Below are 17611 nucleotides of genomic sequence, written 5' to 3'. Positions count from 1 at the left end.
GCCGGCGCGGCGGTGGCCGCGCGCTCAGGCCGCTTCGTAGGCGCCGTAGCTGCGCAGGCGGCGGTAGCGCTGCTCCAGCAGCTCGGGGATGTCCACGCGGTCCAGCGCGGCCAGCTCCACCAGGATGGTCTGCTTGAGCGTGCGGGCCATTTCGGCGGGATCGCGATGTGCACCGCCCAGGGGCTCGGGCACGATCTTGTCGATCAGGCCGTGCTCGAACAGGCGCTTGGCGGTCAGGCCCAGGGCCTCGGCGGCATCGCGGGCCTTGTCGGCCGACTTCCACAGGATCGAGGCGCAGCCTTCAGGCGAGATCACCGAGTAGGTGCTGTACTCGAGCATCAGCGTGCGGTCGCCGACGCCGATGGCCAGGGCGCCGCCCGAACCGCCTTCGCCAATCACGGTGCAGATGACCGGGATGCGCAGCTCGGCCATCTCCAGCAGGTTGCGGGCGATGGCCTCGGACTGGCCGCGCTCCTCGGCGCCGACGCCCGGATACGCGCCCGGCGTGTCGATGAAGGTGAGCAGGGGCAGCCGGAAGCGCTCGGCCATCTTCATCAGGCGCAGCGCCTTGCGGTAACCCTCGGGGCGCGGCATGCCGAAATTGCGGCGGATCTTGGACTTGGTGTCGCGGCCCTTCTGCTGGCCGATCACCACCACCGCGCGGCCATCGAGCCGCGCCAGCCCGCCCACGATGGCGGCGTCATCGGCATAGGCGCGGTCGCCCGCCAGTTCGTGGAATTCGTCGAACACCAGGCCGAGGTAGTCATTGGTGTAGGGCCGCTGCGGATGCCGGGCCAGCTGCGAGATCTGCCAGGGCGTGAGCGCCTTGAAGATCTCGGCGGTGCGGGCGCGCAGCTTCTCCTGCAGGCCGTTGACTTCGGTTTCGATGTTGACCGCGGGGCCGGTGCTGGCCCGCCGCAGTTCCTGGATCTTGGCGTCCAGTTCAGCGATGGGTTGTTCGAAATCAAGGAAGTTCGGGTTCATTGTCTACTCGCGGAGGACGCCGCCAGCCTGGGGCCGGGCGTCTAGAGCAAAGGTTCTAGCCGGGATTCTAGCGGGCTTGCCGCCCTCAGGCCATGCCGGCCCCCGCGGGCGCTCAGCCGCCCTGTTGCCAGGGGCGGTGCAGGGACAGGCTGACCTGGCTGATGCCGGGCAGGGCCCGCAGCTGGCTGATCAGCTCGGGGTCGGTGCGCACGCCCTGGCTGCCGTTGATGTCCAGGGTGCCGCGGGCCTTGTTGGGGGTCAGCATGTCCAGCCGCAGCGGGGTGGCGCCGGGCCGGAAGGCGGCCAGGGTCTGCTGCAGGCGGTCCCAGGCGCCCTGCGCCCGCAGGTCGACCGTCAGCGCCAGGCGGCGCGCGTGCTGGGCGCACAGCGCGCGGAAGTCCCAGCACTGCCGGGCGCGCAGCACGAAGCCACCGGAGAACTGGTCTTCGGCCAGGTTGCCTTCGACCAGCAGGATGCGGTCGCGCGACAGCAGGTGGCCCGACTCGGCGAAGGCCTCGCGGAAGAAGGCGACCTCAAGCTGGCCGCGGCCGTCCTCGATGCGCGCGAAGCCCATGCTGTCGCCACGCCGGCGCACGTTGGTGACGATGCCGGCCAGCACCACCGCCGCCTCGCCGCGGCGATCCTTCTTCGTGCTCCACAGCGTGTCCAGGTCGGCCAGGGTCGAACCCACCAGTGCCTGCAGTTCGCCGCGCCAGGGATCGAGCGGATGGCCGCTGAGGTAGTGGCCCAGGGTTTCGCGTTCGCCCAGCAGCTTGGTTTCCAGCGGCCAGTCGGGCGCTTCGGGCAGTTCGAGCTGGATCTCGGGCACGTCGCCGCCACCGCCGAACAGCGACACCTGGCCCGCCGCACGCTCGCGCGCCATCTGCTCGGTGGCCTTGATCACCTCGGGCAGCTGCAGCATCAGCGAGGCGCGGTTGCTGCCCAGTGCGTCCAGCGCGCCGGCATGCACCAGGGCTTCCAGCACGCGCCGGTTGAGCTTGGACGAATCCACCCGGCGGCAGAAATCGAGCAGGTCGCGGAACGGCCCGCCGCTGCGGCGCGCCTCGACGATGGATTCGCAGGCGCCGCGACCGACGCCCTTCACCGCGCCCAGGCCATAGCGCACGGTCTTGCCGTCGAGCGCGACGAACATGTAGTCCGACGCATTGACGTCCGGCGCGCGCACCGACAGCCCGATCTCGCGCGATTCCTCCAGGAAGGTCACCACCTTGTCGGTGTTGTCCATGTCCGAGGACATCGTGGCGGCCATGAACTCGGCCGGATGGTGCGCCTTGAGCCACGCGGTCTGGTAGGCCACCAGCGCGTAGGCGGCCGAGTGCGACTTGTTGAAGCCGTAGTCGGCGAACTTCTCCATCAGGTCGAAGATCGGGCTGGCGACCGCGGCCTCGATGCCCTGCTGTTCGGCGCCGAACTCGAACTTGACGCGCTCCTTGGCCATCTCCTCGGGCTTCTTCTTGCCCATCGCCCGGCGCAGCAGGTCGGCACCGCCCAGCGAGTAGCCGGCCAGCACCTGGGCGATCTGCATCACCTGTTCCTGGTAGACGATCACGCCGTAGGTGGGCTTGAGGATCGGCTCGAGCAGCTTGTGCGGATAGCTGACTTCGGCGCGGCCGTGGCGTCGGTCGATGAAGTCGTCGACCATGCCCGCGCCGAGCGGACCGGGGCGGTACAGCGCGGCCAGCGCGATCAGGTCCTCGAAGGTCGATGGCTGCAGCTTCTTGATGTACTCCTTCATGCCGCGGGATTCGAACTGGAACACCGCGGTGGTCTGGCCCTTGGACAGCAGCGCGTAGGTGCCCGGGTCGTCCAGCGGCAGCGCCAGGATTTCCAGCGCCGGCACGCCGGCCTCGGCGCGGCGCGCGTTGATCGCCTTCACCGCCCAGTCGATGATGGTCAGCGTGCGCAGGCCCAGGAAGTCGAACTTCACCAGGCCCACCGCTTCCACGTCGTCCTTGTCGAACTGGGTGACGATGGACTTGGCGGTTTCGCCCTTGGCCACGTGTTCGGCGAACAGCGGGCTGAAGTCGGTCAGCGGCGTCGGCGCGATCACCACGCCGCCGGCGTGCTTGCCGGCGTTGCGGGTCAGGTCTTCCAGGCTGCGCGCCAGGTCGATCAGGTCGCGCACGTCGTCTTCGTCGCGGTAGCGCTGGATCAGCTCGGCCGAGGCCAGGTCGCTGTTCTTGCGGGCCGCGTCGCTCAGGCCCAGCGCGTCTTCCAGCGTCACGCCCAGCGTGAGCGGGATGAGCTTGGCCACCGAATCCACGAAACCGTAGGGATAACCCAGCACGCGGCCGCAGTCGCGCACCGCGGCCTTGGCGGCCATGGTGCCGTAGGTGATGATCTGGCTGACCTTGTCGCGCCCGTACTTGCGCCCGACGTAGTCGATCACCTCGTCACGCCGGTCCATGCAGAAGTCGATGTCGAAGTCGGGCATCGACACGCGTTCGGGATTCAGGAAGCGCTCGAACAGCAGGTCGTAGCGGATCGGGTCGAGGTCGGTGATGCCCAGCGCCCAGGCCACCAGCGAGCCGGCGCCGGAGCCGCGGCCCGGTCCGACCGGGATGTCGTTGCGCTTGGACCAGTTGATGAAGTCGGCCACGATCAGGAAGTAGCCGGGGAAACCCATCTTGCAGATCACGCCCAGCTCGACGTCCAGGCGCGCGCGGTAGGCCGCCGCATCGTGGCCGGGTGCCGTCTCGAAGCGCGACAGGCGCAGGTCGAGGCCGCGGTGGGATTCCTCGGCGATCCAGCTGTCGAGCGTGTGGCCCTCGGGCACCGGGAAGTCGGGCAGGAAGTACTTGCCCAGGCTCAGCTCCAGGTTGCAGCGCTTGGCCAGCTCGACGGTGTTCTCCAGCGCGTCGGGCAGGTCGGCGAACAGCTCGGCCATTTCCTCGGGCGACTTGAGGTACTGCTCGCGCGAGTACTCGCGCGGCCGCTTGGGATCGTCCAGCACCCGGCCGGTGGCGATGCACACGCGCGCCTCGTGCGCGTCGAAGTCGTCGCGCGAGAGGAAGCGCACGTCGTTGCTGGCCAGCAGCGGCAGGCCGTGGCGCGTGGCCAGGGCCACGGCGGCGGTGTTGAAGGCCTCCTCGCCGTCGCGGCCGGTGCGGGTGAGCTCCAGGTACAGGCGGTCGGGGAAGGCGGCGCGCAGTTCCGACAGCACGCGCTCGGCCTGGTCTTCGCGGCCCGCGGCCAGCGCCTGGCCCAGCGGGCTTTCGCGGCCGGCCAGCGCCACCAGCCCCTGGCAGTCGCGGTAGAGCCAATCGGGTTCGATGGCGACGTAGTCGCCGGCGTGGCCCTCGAGGAAGGCGCGCGTGATCAGGCGCGACAGCGACAGGTAGCCGGCCTGGTCCTGGCACAGCAGGGTGAGCCGCGAGGGCGCGCTGCCTTCGCCCGACAGCCACAGGTCGGCGCCGGCCACTGGCTTGAGGCCGGCCGGTTCGGCCGCCTTGTAGAACTTCACCAGCGCGAACAGGTTGCTGGTGTCGGTGATCGCCACCGCCGGCAGCCCGAGCGCGGCGCACCGCCCCACCAGTTCCGGGATGCGGATCGTGGAGTCGGTAAGCGAATACTCGCTGTGCAGGTGCAGGTGGACGAAGCTTGGCGTCATGCCGGGGACCGCGTGGCCGACCGGCAGTTTACCCCGAGGGTGGGGGCGGACAAGGCTTGACAGTCCCTGTTGCCAGGCCTTGCCGCCCGCCCCGTTGGAGAGACGGTCAGGTCACGCGCAGGAAGTCGGGCAGGCGTGGCGCCGCGGCGTAGGGCCGGGCGCGCACCTGGCGACGCTGCTGCAGCAGCGCGGCTTCTGCCAGGCAGGCGGTTTCCCAGGCCAGGCGGCGTTCGGCGGCGCTGCCGCGCGGACGCTCCTGGCTGCGGAAGCGGCAGAAATCGACGTAGTCGACGGTCTCGGCGGCGAAGGCGGGCCACGACAGCTCCACCAGCAGCGCGTCATCCAGATGGCCGACCAGCGGCTGGTCGTCGGGGATCAGGTCCTGCACCTGCTGCAGGTAGCTGATCAGCATGCGGGCGCGCTCGCGGGTGTCGCCCGGCACGTCCCAGTCGCTGTCGTTGAGCATGCGGCGCAGCTGCTCGGCGCGGCCCAGGCGTTCGGACAGCACGGCCATCGCATCGTCACGCGGCTGGTCCTGCAGCCAGCGCGCCAGCGTGACCATCTGGTCGGCGCTGACGTGCGGGGCGTTGGCATCCAGCTGCGCGAGCAGGGCGTTGAAGTGGGCCATGGCGTCGTCGTCGATGGCGATCGCGCCGACCTGGCGGCGGCGGGAATCGCGCGATTCGGGCGGCAGGCGGAGTTCGAGGCGGTCGGTGGCGAGGCGGGCGTTCATGGCGGTCTCTCGGTGATCGCGTCACCGCGGAACCATTCCGCGGCCGGCGCACATCCTTGTGGATGCGCGACCAGAGTGCCGCGTTGCAGACGAAGGCACGACGCCCGTAAGTGAGTGTGACCTTCGGGCTAATTCAGTTTGCGGACAGCTTGCGCGCGGCGCGGCGCGGCGCGATCACACGTGCGGCAGTTCCGGCGCCAGGCAGGCGCGCACGGGCGCGAAGCTGCGCCGGTGCTGGTCGCAGGGACCCAGCATGCGTAGGGCGTGCAGGTGTTCGGGCGTGGGATAACCCTTGTGCACCGCGAAACCGTAGCCGGGATGGCGCAGTTCGAGTTCGCACATCCAGCGGTCGCGGCCGACCTTGGCCAGGATGGATGCGGCCATGATCGCCGGTTCCAGCGCATCGCCGCGGACCAGCGTCTGGCCGGGGCAGGGCAGGCCCGGCGGCAGCCGGTTGCCGTCGATCAGCGCGTGCTCGGCGCAGGGCACCAGCGCGCGCACCACGCGCGCCATGCCTTCCAGCGTGGCGCGCAGGATGTTGAGGCGGTCGATCTCGGCCGCGCTCACCAGCTCCAGCTGCCAGGCCAGCGCGCGTTCGCGGATCAGTGGTTCCAGTGCCTCGCGGCGGGCCGGGCTGAGCGCCTTGGAATCGCCCAGGCCCGGGATCGGCCGGCGCGGATCCAGGATCACCGCGGCCACGGCCACCGGGCCGGCCAGCGGGCCGCGGCCGGCTTCGTCCACGCCGGCGATGCGCCGCGCACTCATGGGCGCTCCAGCAGTTCGGCCACGGCGTCGGCGGCGCTGGCCGAGGCATCTCGGCGCAGCGTGGCGTGGATGGCCTGGTAGCGCGGCAGCAGCGCGGCGCGGGCCTCGGGCTGGCGGAACCACTGCATCACCGCTTCGCCCAGGTTCTCCGGCGTGCAGTCGTGCTGCATCAGCTCGGGCACGATGGGTTCGTTGGCCAGCACGTTGGGCAGGCTGTAGCGGTTCACCTTCATCAGGCCCAGGCCCATCACGATGCGGTAGGTCAGGGCCGAAATGCGGTAGCCCACCACCATCGGCCGCTTGGCCAGCATGGCTTCCAGCGCGGCGGTGCCCGAGGCCAGCAGCACCACGTCCGAGGCCACCATCACGTCGTGGGCCTGGCCGTCCACCACGATGGCATTGGCCAGGGCCGAGCGGTGCAGCAGCGATTCGATCAGCGTGCGGCAGCCCGGGTTGGCCGCGGGAATCACCACCACCAGGTCCGGCACCTGCGCGGTGACGAAGCGCGCGGCTTCCAGGAAGGTCGGCAGCAGCCGCTCGATCTCGCCCAGCCGGCTGCCGGGCAGCACCGCGAGCAGGGGCGCCACCGGATCGCGGCCCAGGTGAGCGCGCGCGGCCTCGCGGTCGGGGTGCATCGGAAAGGCGTCGGCCAGCGGGTGCCCGACGAAGCGCGCATCGATGCCGTGGCGCGCGTAGATCGGCGGCTCCATCGGGAACAGACACAGCACGCGGTCCGCGCTGCGGCCGATCTTCGCCGCGCGGCCTTCGCGCCAGGCCCACACCGAGGGGCTGACGTAGTGCACGGTGCGGATGCCGGCTCGCTTGAGCTGGCGCTCCAGGCCCAGGTTGAAGTCGGGCGCGTCGATGCCGATGAACACGTCCGGCTTCCAGGCCAGCAGGCGCTGGCGCAGCGCGCGCCGCAGCCGCAGCAGCCGCGGCAGGTGCCGCAGCACCTCGGCCAGGCCCATCACCGCCAGCTCGCTGCAGTCGTGCCAGGTGTCCATGCCGGCGCTGCGCAGGTGCTCGCCGCCGACGCCGGCGAATTCCGCCTCGGGGTAGCGCAGCCGAAGCTCGCGCACCAGGCCCGAACCCAGCAGGTCGCCCGAGGCTTCGCCTGCGACCACGGCGATGCGCCAGCGCCGCGGCGCGGGCGCCGCTTGGCCGGGCAGGGGAGGCAGGTAGGGGCCAGGCACGGGCCGGGCCGCCGCGGTCAGCGCAACAGGCCGCGCTCGCTGCGCTCGATGAACTCGAGCATCAGCCGCACGTCGTCGGACTCGGCCGCCACCAGCGCCAGCTGCTCGCGGGCGGCGGCCATCGGTGCGCCCGACATGTACAGGGCGCGGTAGGCACGCTTGATCTGGGCGATGCGGGTGGCGTCGAAGCCGCGGCGCTTGAGGCCCTCGGCGTTGATGCCGCGCGGACGGCTGTAGCCCTCGGCCGCGACCATCAGGTAGGGCGGCACGTCGGCATTGACCAGCGCGCCCATGCCGATGAAGGCGTGCGCACCGATCCGGCAGAACTGGTGGATGCCGGCGAAGCCGCTCAGGATCACGTAGTCGCCCACTTCCACGTGCCCGGCCAGGGTGGCGTTGTTGGAGAACACGCAGTGGTTGCCGACCTGGCAGTCGTGCGCGATGTGCGCGTACGCCAGGATCCAGTTGTCGTTGCCGATGCGGGTGGTGCCGCCGCCGGTGCCGGTGCCGCGGTTGATGGTGGTGAACTCGCGGATCGAGTTGCGGTCGCCGATCACCAGTTCGGTGCGCTCGCCGGCGAACTTCTTGTCCTGCGGATCGCCGCCGACCGCGGCGTGGGCATGGATGTGGTTGTCGCGGCCGATGCGGGTGGGGCCGGTGACCACGGTATGCGCATCGATGCGTGTGCCGTCGCCGATCTCGACCTCGGGGCCGATCACGGCGAAGGCGCCGATGCTGACGTTGGCCCCCAGCCGCGCGCCGGGGTCGACCTGGGCGCTGGGATGGATCATGCGTCGCGCTTGCCTTCGGCGCAGAGGATTTCGGCGCTGGCCACGTCCTTGCCGTCCACGCGCGCCACGCACTCGTACAGGGCCATGTTGCGGATCAGGCGCTTGACCCGCACTTCGATGTCGAGCTGGTCGCCCGGCACCACCATGCGGTTGAAGCGCGCCTTGTCCACCTTGACCAGGTAGAACAGCTTGCCCTGCTGGCATTCGTCCTTGGGCTGCGAGAGCTGCGTCAGCACGCCGCCGGCCTGCGCCATCGCCTCGATCACCAGCACGCCGGGCATCACCGGGCGGCCGGGGAAGTGGCCCTGGAAGAAGGGTTCGTTGAAGGTGACGTTCTTGATGGCCCGGATGCGCTTGTGCGGCTCCAGCTCGATCACCCGGTCCACCAGCAGGAAGGGGTAGCGGTGCGGCAGCAGGTGCAGGATGCAGGAGACATCCACGGGCATCTTGATGGTGTCGTCGCTCATCCGCTGTTTCCTTGCCTTCAATCCCGGTCGTGGGCCGCCATTCTACGCGCCAGCTCGTCGAGTTGCCTGAAACGGGCGCCATTGCGGCGCCAGGACCGGCTGTCCTGGACCGGCATGCCCGAGGAATACTCGCCCGGCTCGGTGATCGAGGCGGTGACCAGGCTCATGGCGGTGACGGTCACCCGGTCGCAGATTTCCAGGTGGCCGGTGATGCCGACGGCGCCGCCGATCAGGCAATAGCGCCCGATCCGGGCCGAGCCGGCGATGGCCACGCAGCCGGCGATGGCGGTGTGGGCGCCGATCCGGACGTTGTGGCCGACCTGGATCTGGTTGTCCAGGCGCACGTCCTCGTCCAGCACGGTGTCCTCGATGGCGCCGCGGTCGATGGTGGTGTTGGCGCCGATCTCGCAGTCGTCGCCGACCTGGACTCCGCCCAGCTGGGGCACCTTGATCCAGCGTCCGGACTCCATGGCCAAGCCGAAGCCGTCGGCGCCGAGCACGGCACCGGGGTGGATGCGCACGCGCGCGCCCAGCCGCACCCGCGCCACCAGGGTGACGCGCGCGACCAGCCGGCAATCGGGGCCGACCACGCAGTGTTCGCCGATGATGCAGCCGGGGCCGATCACGGCGCCGGCGTCAATGCGGCTGCCGGGGCCTATCGTGGTGTAGGGGCCGACATGGGCCGAGGGATCGATGTGGGCAGACGGATCGATCACCGCGCTGGCGTGCACGCCAGGCATGGCCTCCGCCACGGGTTCGAACAGCGCCGCGATCCGCGCAAAGCTGGTGTACGGAGAGGCCGCCACCAGGCAGGGCACCGGGCACTGCTCGGCATCGGCTTCGGCCAGCACCACGGCGCTGGCGGACGTGGACGCCAGCTCCTTGCGATAGCGCGGATTGGCCAGGAAGGCCAGCTGGCCGGGACCGGCGGCGGCAAGCGTGCCGACGCCGTGGATGCGCACCGTCCCTTCGCCGCGCAGCGTGAGGCCGAAGCGCTCGGCGAGCTCGGCCAGGCTGTGCGACGGGGCCGGCGCCGGCACGCCGGGCCCTTAGAACTGGCCGCCGAACGTGAACTGCAGGCGTTCGATCTCGTCGGAGCGCTCGCGCTGGATCGGCGCGGCGTAGCTGATCGAGATCGGGCCCATCGGCGACTGCCACTGCAGCGCCAGGCCGGCCGAGATGCGCAGCGTCTTGGCTTCCCAGTCGTCCACGGAACGGTAGACGTTGCCGTAGTCGATGAAGGCCGACAGGCGCGTGCCGCGGCTGTCGAACAGGGTCGGGAAGAACAGCTCGAACGTGCCCACGGTCTTGAGCGGGCCGCCCAGCGGCTGGCGGTAGTCGCTGCTGAAGGCGTAGAACGGACCGATGGTGTTGGTCTCGAAGCCACGCACCGACTGCGGGCCGCCGGCGTAGTAGTTGCGGAAGAAGGGCAGGCCGCAGGACGTGGTGGCGCCCGGCACGATCGCGCCGAAGTCGTCGTACACGGTGCAGACCTGGTCGGCCGTCTTGCCGTAGCTGTCGCCGTAGCCCAGCTCGGCGCCGATCTTCAGGCCCAGCCAGTTGGTGAGCAGGCGGTAGTGCTCGAAGTTGTAGCTGAGGCGGTAGTACTCCAGGTCGCTGCCCGGCAGCACCACTTCGGCACCGATGCGGTGGTAGGTGCCGCGGGTCGGCATCAGGAAGTCGTTGCGCGAATCGCGCTGCCAGCCCAGCTGCACGCGCCAGGCGTTGACGTTCCAGCTGCGGAAGCCGCCGGTGGACAGCGGGTCGGTCGTGGTCGGATCGTCGTCGTCGTTCTCGGGCGGCGTGTCGTCGTCGAGGTCGTCGTTGATGTGGAACTGCGGGAAGCGCAGGCGGTCGCCCAGCGAGTCCACCAGGTAGTCGATCAGCGGCGGCGGGGTGTTGCCGTCGTCGGTGGTCAGCTCGTTGCGATCGATGCCCAGCGCCATGCTGATGCTGTCGGTTTCGGTGAGCGGAATGCCCAGCACGATCTCGCCGGCGGCCACGGCGTTGTCGAACTGCGCCAGGTTGGTGTCGCGGCTGGAGTAGTCGTAGTCGCTGTAGCTGAGGTTGTAGCCCAGGCTGACACCGGAATCGGTGAAGTAGGGGTCGGTGACGCCGAACGAGAACTGCTTGGAGAAGCTGTTGTTCTGCACCGCCAGGCTGAAGCGGTTGCCGGTGCCCAGGAAGTTGTTCTGCACCAGCTGCACGCTGGTGATCAGGCCATAGGCCTGCTGGTAGCCCAGGCCGAAGGTGAACTGGCCGGCGTTGCGCTCCTTCACCGTGATCACCACGTCCACCTGGTCGGGCGAACCGGTGACTTCCGGGGTCTCGATGTCCACTTCCTCGAAGAAGCCCAGGCGCTGCAGGCGGATCTTGGAGCGGTCGACCGCGGCCTGCGAGAACCAGGCGCCCTCGAACTGGCGCATCTCGCGGCGCAGCACCTCGTCGGCGGTGTTGGTGTTGCCCTTGAAGGTGATGCGGCGAACCTGCACGCGCGGGCCCGGATCGACGAAGAAGTTCAGGCCGATCTCGCGCTTCTCGCGGTCGATCTCCGGCACCGGATTGACCTGCGCGAACGCGTAGCCGATGTTGCCCAGCGTGGCGATGATGCTGTCGGAGGTCAGCTCGACCAGGCCGCGCGAGAAGGTCATGCCTTCCTTGAGCACCACCAGCTTTTCGACGTCCTCCATCGGCAGGATCGTGTCGCCGGTCACCTTCACCGACGACACCGTGTAGACCTCGCCCTCGGCGACGTTGGCGGTGACGAAGATGTCGCGCTTGTTCGGGCTGATCGCGACCTGGGTGGACTCGACGTTGAAGTCGACGTAGCCGCGGTCGAGGTAGTAGTTGTTGAGCTTCTCCAGGTCGCCCGAGAGCTTCTCGCGCGAGTACTGGTCGTCGCGGCGGTACCAGGACAGCCAGTTGCTGGTGCCCGATTCCCAGCCCTCGCGGATGTCCAGGTCGGGGTAGGTCTGGTTGCCCACGATGTTGATGTCGCGGATGCGCGCAGCCTTGCCCTCGGCGATCACGATCGACACGTCCACGCGGTTGCGGTCGAGGTTGGTGACCGTCGGCGTGATCGAGACGTTGTACTTGCCGCGGTTGTTGTACTGGCGGATCAGTTCCTGGGTGACGCGGTCGAGGTTGAGCGGGTTGAAGGTCTCGCCCTCGCTCAGGCCGATGTTCTTCAGGCCGTTCAGCAGGTCCTCGGACTTGATGTCCTTGTTGCCGGTCAGGGTGATGGTGTTGATGGCCGGGCGCTCGGTGACGACCACGACCAGGATCTCGCCCTGGCGCTCGAGCCGCACGTCGCTGAAGAAGCCGGTCTTGAACAAGGCGCGGATGGCGGCGCCCGAGCTGCCGCGGTCCAGGGTGTCGCCCTTTTCCACCGGCAGGTAGGTGAACACGGTGCCGGCCGAGATGCGCTGCAGGCCCTCGACCCGGATGTCGGCGACGGTGAAGGCGTCGAAGTTCTGGGCGTGCGCGGGGCCGGCAATGGCGGCGGCGAGCGCGAGGCTCAGGAGGCAGCGGCGAACAGTGGGTCGCGTCATCATCAATCCGTTGGTAACGGACGCAAGTGCGTCCGCGAAAAAAGTGGGGTCAGGAGCCGAGGCGGAGAATGTCGTTGTAGAAGGCCAGTCCCATCAGGCTGGCCAGCATGGCCAAGCCGACGTACTGGCCCGCCACGAGCGCACGCTCGCCGACCGGGCTGCCCTTGACCAGCTCGATAAGGTAATACAGCAGGTGCCCCCCATCCAAGACCGGGATGGGCAGCAGGTTCATGATGCACAGGCTCAGGGACAGGATCGCCAGGAAGTTCAGGAACCAGGCCGGGCCCAGGCTGGCGCTGCCGTTGGCGACCCGGGCGATGGTGATCGGGCCGGAAATGTTCTGCAGCGAGGCCTGCCCGGTGACCATCCGGCCCAGCATTTTCAGCACATCCCCGCTCATTTCGGCGGTTTTGGCCAGGGATTCGGGCAGGGCCTGCAGCGGGCCGAAGCGCAGCAGGGCGTCCTCGGACCGGGCCTGGGGAAGCACGCCGATCACCCAGCGGGACGGGCCGTCGTCGTTGCTCAGCTGCGGGTCAACCTGAACCACGACCGTGCGGCCGGCGCGCTCCACCCGCAGGTCCAGGGTCTGGCCGTTGCTGGCCGCGCGCTGCACGGCGGGGCCGACCTGGTCGTAGGTGTGGATGGTTTCACCCTCCACCGCCACGATCCGGTCGCCCGTCTGCAGGCGGCCGTCGGCGGCGCTGCCGGCGGCCACGTCACCGACAACGGCGGGGTAGGCCAGCACCAAACCGAGGTCCTGGAAGGGCTGCTCCTCGCGCACCGCCAGCCCCGGCCGGTCCAGCGGCAGCACGCGCACGGCCTCGTCGCCCTGGGCGGTGCGTACGCGCACCGGGGTGGCCGCGCGGTCCATCACCGCGTTGGACAGGGCGATGCCGGCCTCGGTGAGGCTGCGCGTTTCCCGTTCGCCGACCGCCAGCAAGCGGTCGCCTGGCTGGAACCCGACCTCGGCCGCCACGCCCTCGGCGCGGCCGATGTCGGCCTGCAGGTCGGGCTTGCCGATCACGAACATCGCCCACAGCAGGACGATGCACAGCAGCAGGTTGGCCAGCGGCCCGGCCGCGACGATCGCGATGCGCTGGCCCACGGGCTTGGCGTTGAAGCTTTCGTGGCGCTCGTGCGGCGCCACTTCGACCTCACGTTCGTCGAGCATCTTCACGTAGCCGCCCAGGGGCAGCATGGCGATCACCCATTCGGTGCCGTCCTTGCCCACCCGCGTCCACAGCGGCTTGCCGAAGCCCACCGAGAAACGCAGCACGCGCACGCCGCAGCGCCGCGCCACCCAGTAGTGGCCGAACTCGTGGATGGTGACCAGGATGCCGAGGCTGACGATCAGCCACCACACCGAACCGAAGAACTCCGTCATGGCTTGCGCATCCTCGGCAGCAGGCTCTCGGCCGCGCGCCGGGTGTCGGCGTCGGTTTGCATCAGCTGGTCCAGGTCGCCGGCCGGACCGCCGGGGTGGGCGTCGAGGCAGGCCCGGATCAGGTCGGGAATGCCTAGGAAACCCAGTTGGCCCTGAAGAAAGGCTGAAACCGCGATTTCGTTGGCCGCGTTCAGCACGGCCGGGGCGCTGCCGCCGGCCTCGAGGGCGCGGTAGGCCAGGTCCAGGCAGGGGAAGGCCGCCCGGTCCGGCGGCTCGAAGTCGAAGCGCGCCAGCTCGGTGAGGTCCAGCGGCGCCACGCCCGAATCGATGCGTTCGGGCCAGGCCAGGCCATAGGCCAGCGCGGTGCGCATGTCGGGATTGCCCAGCTGGGCCAGCACCGAACCGTCCACGTAGTCCACCAGCGAATGGATCACGCTCTGCGGGTGAACGACCACCTCGATCTGCGAGGCGGGCAAGCCGAACAGGTGCCGGGCCTCGATCACCTCCAGGCCCTTGTTCATCAGCGTGGCCGAGTCGACCGAGATCTTGCGGCCCATCACCCAGTTGGGATGGGCGCAGGCCTGGTCGGGCGTGATGTCGGCCAGGTCCTCGCGGCGTCGGCCGCGGAACGGGCCGCCGGACGCCGTCAGCAGCAGCCTTCTTACGCCGCCACGCTGGCCATCGGCCGGCAGGCACTGGTAGATGGCGTTGTGCTCGCTGTCCACCGGCAGCAGGGTCGCGCCGCCTTCGCGCACGGCCTGCATCAGCAGGTCGCCGGCCAGCACCACCGATTCCTTGTTGGCCAGCAGCAGGCGCTTGCCGGCGCGCGCGGCGGCCAGGGTCGAGGCCATGCCGGCCGCGCCGACGATGGCGGCGACGACGATGTCGTTGGCGGGATCGGCGGCCACCTCGTCCAGCGCGGCCGGGCCCGCCATTGCCCGCGTGGGCAGGCCCAGCGCCTGCAGGCCGTCGCGCAGCGCGCCGTAGCCGGCGGGGTCGGTGATCACCGCCGCGTCGGGACGGAACCGCGCGCACAGCGCCAGCAGCTCGTCCACGCGCGAGTGAGCGCTGAGCGCGCCGATGCGGAAGCGGTCCGGGTGCCGCGCCACCACGTCCAGGGTGGAACCGCCGATCGACCCGGTGGCGCCCAGCAGGGCGAGGGTGTTCAGAGGCCCAGCCATGCCTTGCCCACCGCGAACACCGGCAGCGCGGCCAGTAGGCTGTCCAGCCGGTCCATCAGGCCGCCGTGCCCGGGAAACAGCGCACCGGAATCCTTCACGCCCGAATGCCGCTTCATCAGGCTTTCGAACAGGTCACCGACCACCGAGATCGCGGCCGTGACCACGGTGAGCAGGGCCAGCGCCGGCAGCGCCGACCAGCCCAGGCCCAGCAGCGGCAGCACCAGCGCGGCCAGCAGGACGCTGGTGGCCAGACCTCCGATCACGCCTTCCCAGGTCTTGCCCGGGCTGATGCTGGGGGCCAGCTTGCGGCGACCGAACTTGGAGCCGACGAAATAGGCGCCGCTGTCGGCGGCCCAGACCAGGGCCAGCGCGAACAGGGTCCAGCGTGGGCCCAGGTCGCCCTCGGAATGAAGCCAGCCCAGCGCGCACCACGCGGGCACGGCGCACAGGCTGCCGGCCAGCAGTTTCAGGCTGCGGGTGGCGTGGTTGTCGGCGGCGGCGAAGCGCGGGCGTGCCAGCCACAGCAGCACCAGTCCCCACCACACCACGCCGATCAGGCTGACCAGCTTGAGCGTGAACAGGCTGGGCCCGCCGCCCCAGACCAGCGCCGCCATCATCAGCGCATTGGCGGTGAGGAACAGGACGCGCGGCGTCTTGTCCTCCAGCCCGGCGAATGCGGTCCATTCCCACAGACCCGCCAGGATCACCGCCGCGACGCCGGCCGCCAGCCAAGGCGTGGGCAGGAACAGCACGGCCAGCACCGGCAGCGGCGCCAGCACCAGGGCGGTGGTAATGCGCTGGCGCCGGCTCATGCCGCGCCTCCCGACACCTGGGCGCTGGTGAGGCCGAAGCGTCGTTCGCGCGCGGCATAGGCATCGAACGCGGCCTGCAGCGAGGCGGTGTCGAGGTCGGGCCACAGCAGGTCGGTGAACCACATTTCGGTGTAGGCCAGCTGCCACAGCAGGAAGTTGCTGATGCGCACGTCGCCCCCGGTGCGGATGAACAGGTCGGGCTCGGGCAGGCCGGCCAGGCCCAGGCGCGACTGCACCAGGGATTCGTCGATGGAAGCGGGGTCGACGCGCCCGGCGGCGGCGTCCTCGGCCAGCTGCCGGCAGGCCTGGGTGATGTCCCAGCGGCCGCCATAGCCGGCGGCGATGGTCAGCACCATGCGGCGGTTGTCGCGCGTGAGCGCTTCGGACTGGGCCATGCGCGCGCGGATTGGCTCGGGGAAGCCGCTGCGGTCGCCGATGAAGGCCACCCGCATGCCGCGGCGGTGCATTTCCTCGACCTCCGAGTCGAGCATGCGCAGGAACAGCTTCATCAGCGCGCCGACCTCTTCCTGTGGCCGGTTCCAGTTTTCACTGGAGAAGGCGAACAGGGTGAGGGCCTCGACACCATTGGCCAGGCAGAATTCGATGCAGACCTGCACCGCCTTGGCGCCGGCGCGGTGGCCCAGCGTGCGCGGACGCTGGCGACGCTCGGCCCAGCGGCCATTGCCGTCCATGATGACGGCCAGGTGGCGGGGCGTGCGGGAAGCGGGAGGAGGCGAGGACATGGCGACGGCGGGGTTCAAACCGCCATCAGTTCCTGTTCCTTGGCCTTGACCACTTCATCCACGTCCTTGACCTGCTTGTCGGTGAGCTTCTGGATCTCGTCCTCGGCGCGGTGCGCCTCGTCCTCGGTGACCTTCTTTTCCTTGAGCAGTTCCTTCACCTGCTGGATCGCGTCGCGGCGCACGTTGCGGATGGCGACCTTGGAATTCTCGCCTTCGGCGTGCACGTGCTTGGACAGCTCCTTGCGGCGCTCTTCGGTGAGCGGGGGCAGGTTGATGCGGATCGCGGTGCCCGCGGTGTTGGGGTTCAGGCCCAGGTCGGAGGCCAGGATCGCCTTCTCGACCGGACCCACCATGCCCTTCTCCCAGGGCGTGATCACCAGCGATCGCGCGTCGGCGACCTGCACGGTGGCCACCTGCGACAGCGGCATGTCCGAGCCGTAGTAGTTGACCTTCAGATGGTCGACCAGGGCGGTGGTGGCGCGGCCGGTGCGCAGCTTCGTCAGTTCCTGGCGGAAGCCGTCCACGCTCTTGGTCATGCGGATCTGGGCGTCTTTCTTGATGTCGTTCAGCATCGGGGGCTCCGCGGAAATCAGGCAGTCGGGGATTATAGGGGCAGGGCGGTGGCCGCGCTCAGGCGCGGTCCGGGCCGGTTCAGGACGCGACCAGCGTGCCCAGGTCTTCGCCGCGCAGGATCCGCATCAGCGCGCCGGGCTGCATCATGTCGTAGATGCGCAGCGGCACCTGGTTGTCGCGGCACAGCGCGAAGGCGGCGGTATCCATCACCTGCAGGTTGCGGGCGATCACCTCGTCGTAGCTGAGGCGGTCGAAGCGCTTGGCGCCGGGGTTCTTCTTCGGGTCCGCATCGTAGATGCCGTCCACCTTGGTGGCCTTGAGCAGCAGGTCGGCGCCGATCTCGCTGGCGCGCAGCGCCGCGGCCGAGTCGGTGGTGAAGAAGGGATTGCCGGTGCCGGCCGCGAACACGGTGATGCGGCCCTTTTCCATGTGCCGGATGGCGCGGCGCCGGATGTAGTCCTCGCAAACCTCGTTGATCTTGATCGCGCTCATCACGCGGGCGAAGCCGCCCTGCTTCTCCAGCGCGTCGGCCATGGCCAGCGCGTTGATCACGGTGGCCAGCATGCCCATGTGGTCGCCGGTGACGCGGTCCATGCCGTTGGCGGCCAGGCCGGCGCCGCGGAAGATGTTGCCGCCGCCGATCACCAGGCCCACCTGCGCGCCGGCGCGCTGCACCTCGACGATTTCGGCGGCCAGGGCGCTGATCACCGCCGGGTCGATGCCGTAGTCCACCTCGCCCATCAGGGCCTCGCCGGAGAGTTTGAGCAGGATGCGGCGGTACTTGAGGGGGGGCTGGCTCATGG

Annotated in this window: 15 protein-coding genes; all 15 read right to left on the bottom strand. The window is 69.8% G+C overall.

What is annotated here, in order from left to right:
- Positions 1-24 precede the first annotated feature (24 nt).
- Positions 25-984: an acetyl-CoA carboxylase carboxyltransferase subunit alpha gene (locus tag ACOQFR_RS14695; RefSeq protein ID WP_421383193.1), complete on the bottom strand. Its 960-nt coding sequence runs from the start codon at positions 982-984 to the stop codon at positions 25-27.
- A gap of 112 nt (positions 985-1096) precedes the next feature.
- Positions 1097-4615 (bottom strand): DNA polymerase III subunit alpha, encoded by a 3519-nt coding sequence (dnaE, locus tag ACOQFR_RS14690; RefSeq protein WP_421383191.1) that lies wholly within the window; start codon positions 4613-4615, stop codon positions 1097-1099.
- A 106-nt stretch (positions 4616-4721) separates the two neighbouring features.
- Complete coding sequence (locus ACOQFR_RS14685) at positions 4722-5348, bottom strand: hypothetical protein (protein WP_421383189.1); 627 nt, start codon at positions 5346-5348, stop codon at positions 4722-4724.
- Between the two features lie 174 nt (positions 5349-5522).
- Complete coding sequence (locus ACOQFR_RS14680) at positions 5523-6113, bottom strand: ribonuclease HII (protein ID WP_421383187.1); 591 nt, start codon at positions 6111-6113, stop codon at positions 5523-5525.
- Positions 6110-7306 carry a lipid-A-disaccharide synthase gene (gene lpxB / locus ACOQFR_RS14675; protein WP_421383185.1) on the bottom strand — a complete coding sequence of 399 codons (1197 nt, stop codon included), beginning with the start codon at positions 7304-7306 and terminating at the stop codon, positions 6110-6112. Before lpxB ends, ACOQFR_RS14680 begins: the two co-directional genes overlap by 4 nt.
- A gap of 17 nt (positions 7307-7323) precedes the next feature.
- The gene (gene lpxA, locus ACOQFR_RS14670; RefSeq protein WP_421383183.1) at positions 7324-8097 is read right to left on the bottom strand and encodes an acyl-ACP--UDP-N-acetylglucosamine O-acyltransferase; all 774 of its coding nucleotides are present in this window, start codon (positions 8095-8097) and stop codon (positions 7324-7326) included.
- Entirely contained in the window at positions 8094-8564 is a 471-nt protein-coding gene (gene fabZ / locus ACOQFR_RS14665; RefSeq protein WP_421383181.1) for a 3-hydroxyacyl-ACP dehydratase FabZ, read from the bottom strand. The genes lpxA and fabZ overlap by 4 nt, the downstream gene beginning before the upstream one ends.
- Before the next feature lie 17 nt (positions 8565-8581).
- Positions 8582-9604, bottom strand: a complete 1023-nt coding sequence (gene lpxD, locus ACOQFR_RS14660) for a UDP-3-O-(3-hydroxymyristoyl)glucosamine N-acyltransferase (RefSeq protein ID WP_421383179.1) — start codon at positions 9602-9604, stop codon at positions 8582-8584.
- Between the two features lie 9 nt (positions 9605-9613).
- Positions 9614-12115, bottom strand: a complete 2502-nt coding sequence (gene bamA / locus ACOQFR_RS14655) for an outer membrane protein assembly factor BamA (RefSeq protein ID WP_421383177.1) — start codon at positions 12113-12115, stop codon at positions 9614-9616.
- A gap of 49 nt (positions 12116-12164) precedes the next feature.
- Positions 12165-13499, bottom strand: coding sequence for an RIP metalloprotease RseP (rseP, locus tag ACOQFR_RS14650; RefSeq protein WP_421383175.1), 1335 nt, complete (start codon positions 13497-13499; stop codon positions 12165-12167).
- The gene (locus ACOQFR_RS14645; protein WP_421383173.1) at positions 13496-14680 is read right to left on the bottom strand and encodes a 1-deoxy-D-xylulose-5-phosphate reductoisomerase; all 1185 of its coding nucleotides are present in this window, start codon (positions 14678-14680) and stop codon (positions 13496-13498) included. The genes rseP and ACOQFR_RS14645 overlap by 4 nt, the downstream gene beginning before the upstream one ends.
- Positions 14665-15492 carry a phosphatidate cytidylyltransferase gene (locus ACOQFR_RS14640; RefSeq protein ID WP_421383171.1) on the bottom strand — a complete coding sequence of 276 codons (828 nt, stop codon included), beginning with the start codon at positions 15490-15492 and terminating at the stop codon, positions 14665-14667. The genes ACOQFR_RS14645 and ACOQFR_RS14640 overlap by 16 nt, the downstream gene beginning before the upstream one ends.
- A complete protein-coding gene (uppS, locus tag ACOQFR_RS14635) occupies positions 15489-16235 on the bottom strand; it encodes a polyprenyl diphosphate synthase (protein WP_421383169.1) in 747 nt (248 codons plus the stop codon). Before uppS ends, ACOQFR_RS14640 begins: the two co-directional genes overlap by 4 nt.
- Before the next feature lie 14 nt (positions 16236-16249).
- Positions 16250-16807, bottom strand: coding sequence for a ribosome recycling factor (gene frr, locus ACOQFR_RS14630; RefSeq protein WP_421383167.1), 558 nt, complete (start codon positions 16805-16807; stop codon positions 16250-16252).
- A 79-nt stretch (positions 16808-16886) separates the two neighbouring features.
- Complete coding sequence (pyrH, locus tag ACOQFR_RS14625) at positions 16887-17609, bottom strand: UMP kinase (RefSeq protein WP_421383165.1); 723 nt, start codon at positions 17607-17609, stop codon at positions 16887-16889.
- Positions 17610-17611 lie beyond the last annotated feature (2 nt).

Origin of the sequence: Arenimonas sp. MALMAid1274 (assembly GCF_049195245.1) — a bacterium.
Classification (GTDB): Bacteria; Pseudomonadota; Gammaproteobacteria; order Xanthomonadales; family Xanthomonadaceae; genus Arenimonas.
This window is presented reverse-complemented; position numbering and strand designations above follow the sequence as displayed.

Bases quoted from the DNA above. Each gene is read 5' to 3' on its own strand.
- ACOQFR_RS14695 (WP_421383193.1), bottom strand. From the start codon at position 984: ATGAACCCGAACTTCCTTGATTTCGAACAACCCATCGCTGAACTGGAC.
- dnaE (WP_421383191.1), bottom strand. From the start codon at position 4,615: ATGACGCCAAGCTTCGTCCACCTGCACCTGCACAGCGAGTATTCGCTT.
- ACOQFR_RS14685 (WP_421383189.1), bottom strand. From the start codon at position 5,348: ATGAACGCCCGCCTCGCCACCGACCGCCTCGAACTCCGCCTGCCGCCC.
- ACOQFR_RS14680 (WP_421383187.1), bottom strand. From the start codon at position 6,113: ATGAGTGCGCGGCGCATCGCCGGCGTGGACGAAGCCGGCCGCGGCCCG.
- lpxA (WP_421383183.1), bottom strand. From the start codon at position 8,097: ATGATCCATCCCAGCGCCCAGGTCGACCCCGGCGCGCGGCTGGGGGCC.
- fabZ (WP_421383181.1), bottom strand. From the start codon at position 8,564: ATGAGCGACGACACCATCAAGATGCCCGTGGATGTCTCCTGCATCCTG.
- bamA (WP_421383177.1), bottom strand. From the start codon at position 12,115: ATGACGCGACCCACTGTTCGCCGCTGCCTCCTGAGCCTCGCGCTCGCC.
- rseP (WP_421383175.1), bottom strand. From the start codon at position 13,499: ATGACGGAGTTCTTCGGTTCGGTGTGGTGGCTGATCGTCAGCCTCGGC.
- ACOQFR_RS14645 (WP_421383173.1), bottom strand. From the start codon at position 14,680: ATGGCTGGGCCTCTGAACACCCTCGCCCTGCTGGGCGCCACCGGGTCG.
- ACOQFR_RS14640 (WP_421383171.1), bottom strand. From the start codon at position 15,492: ATGAGCCGGCGCCAGCGCATTACCACCGCCCTGGTGCTGGCGCCGCTG.
- uppS (WP_421383169.1), bottom strand. From the start codon at position 16,235: ATGTCCTCGCCTCCTCCCGCTTCCCGCACGCCCCGCCACCTGGCCGTC.
- frr (WP_421383167.1), bottom strand. From the start codon at position 16,807: ATGCTGAACGACATCAAGAAAGACGCCCAGATCCGCATGACCAAGAGC.
- pyrH (WP_421383165.1), bottom strand. From the start codon at position 17,609: ATGAGCCAGCCCCCCCTCAAGTACCGCCGCATCCTGCTCAAACTCTCC.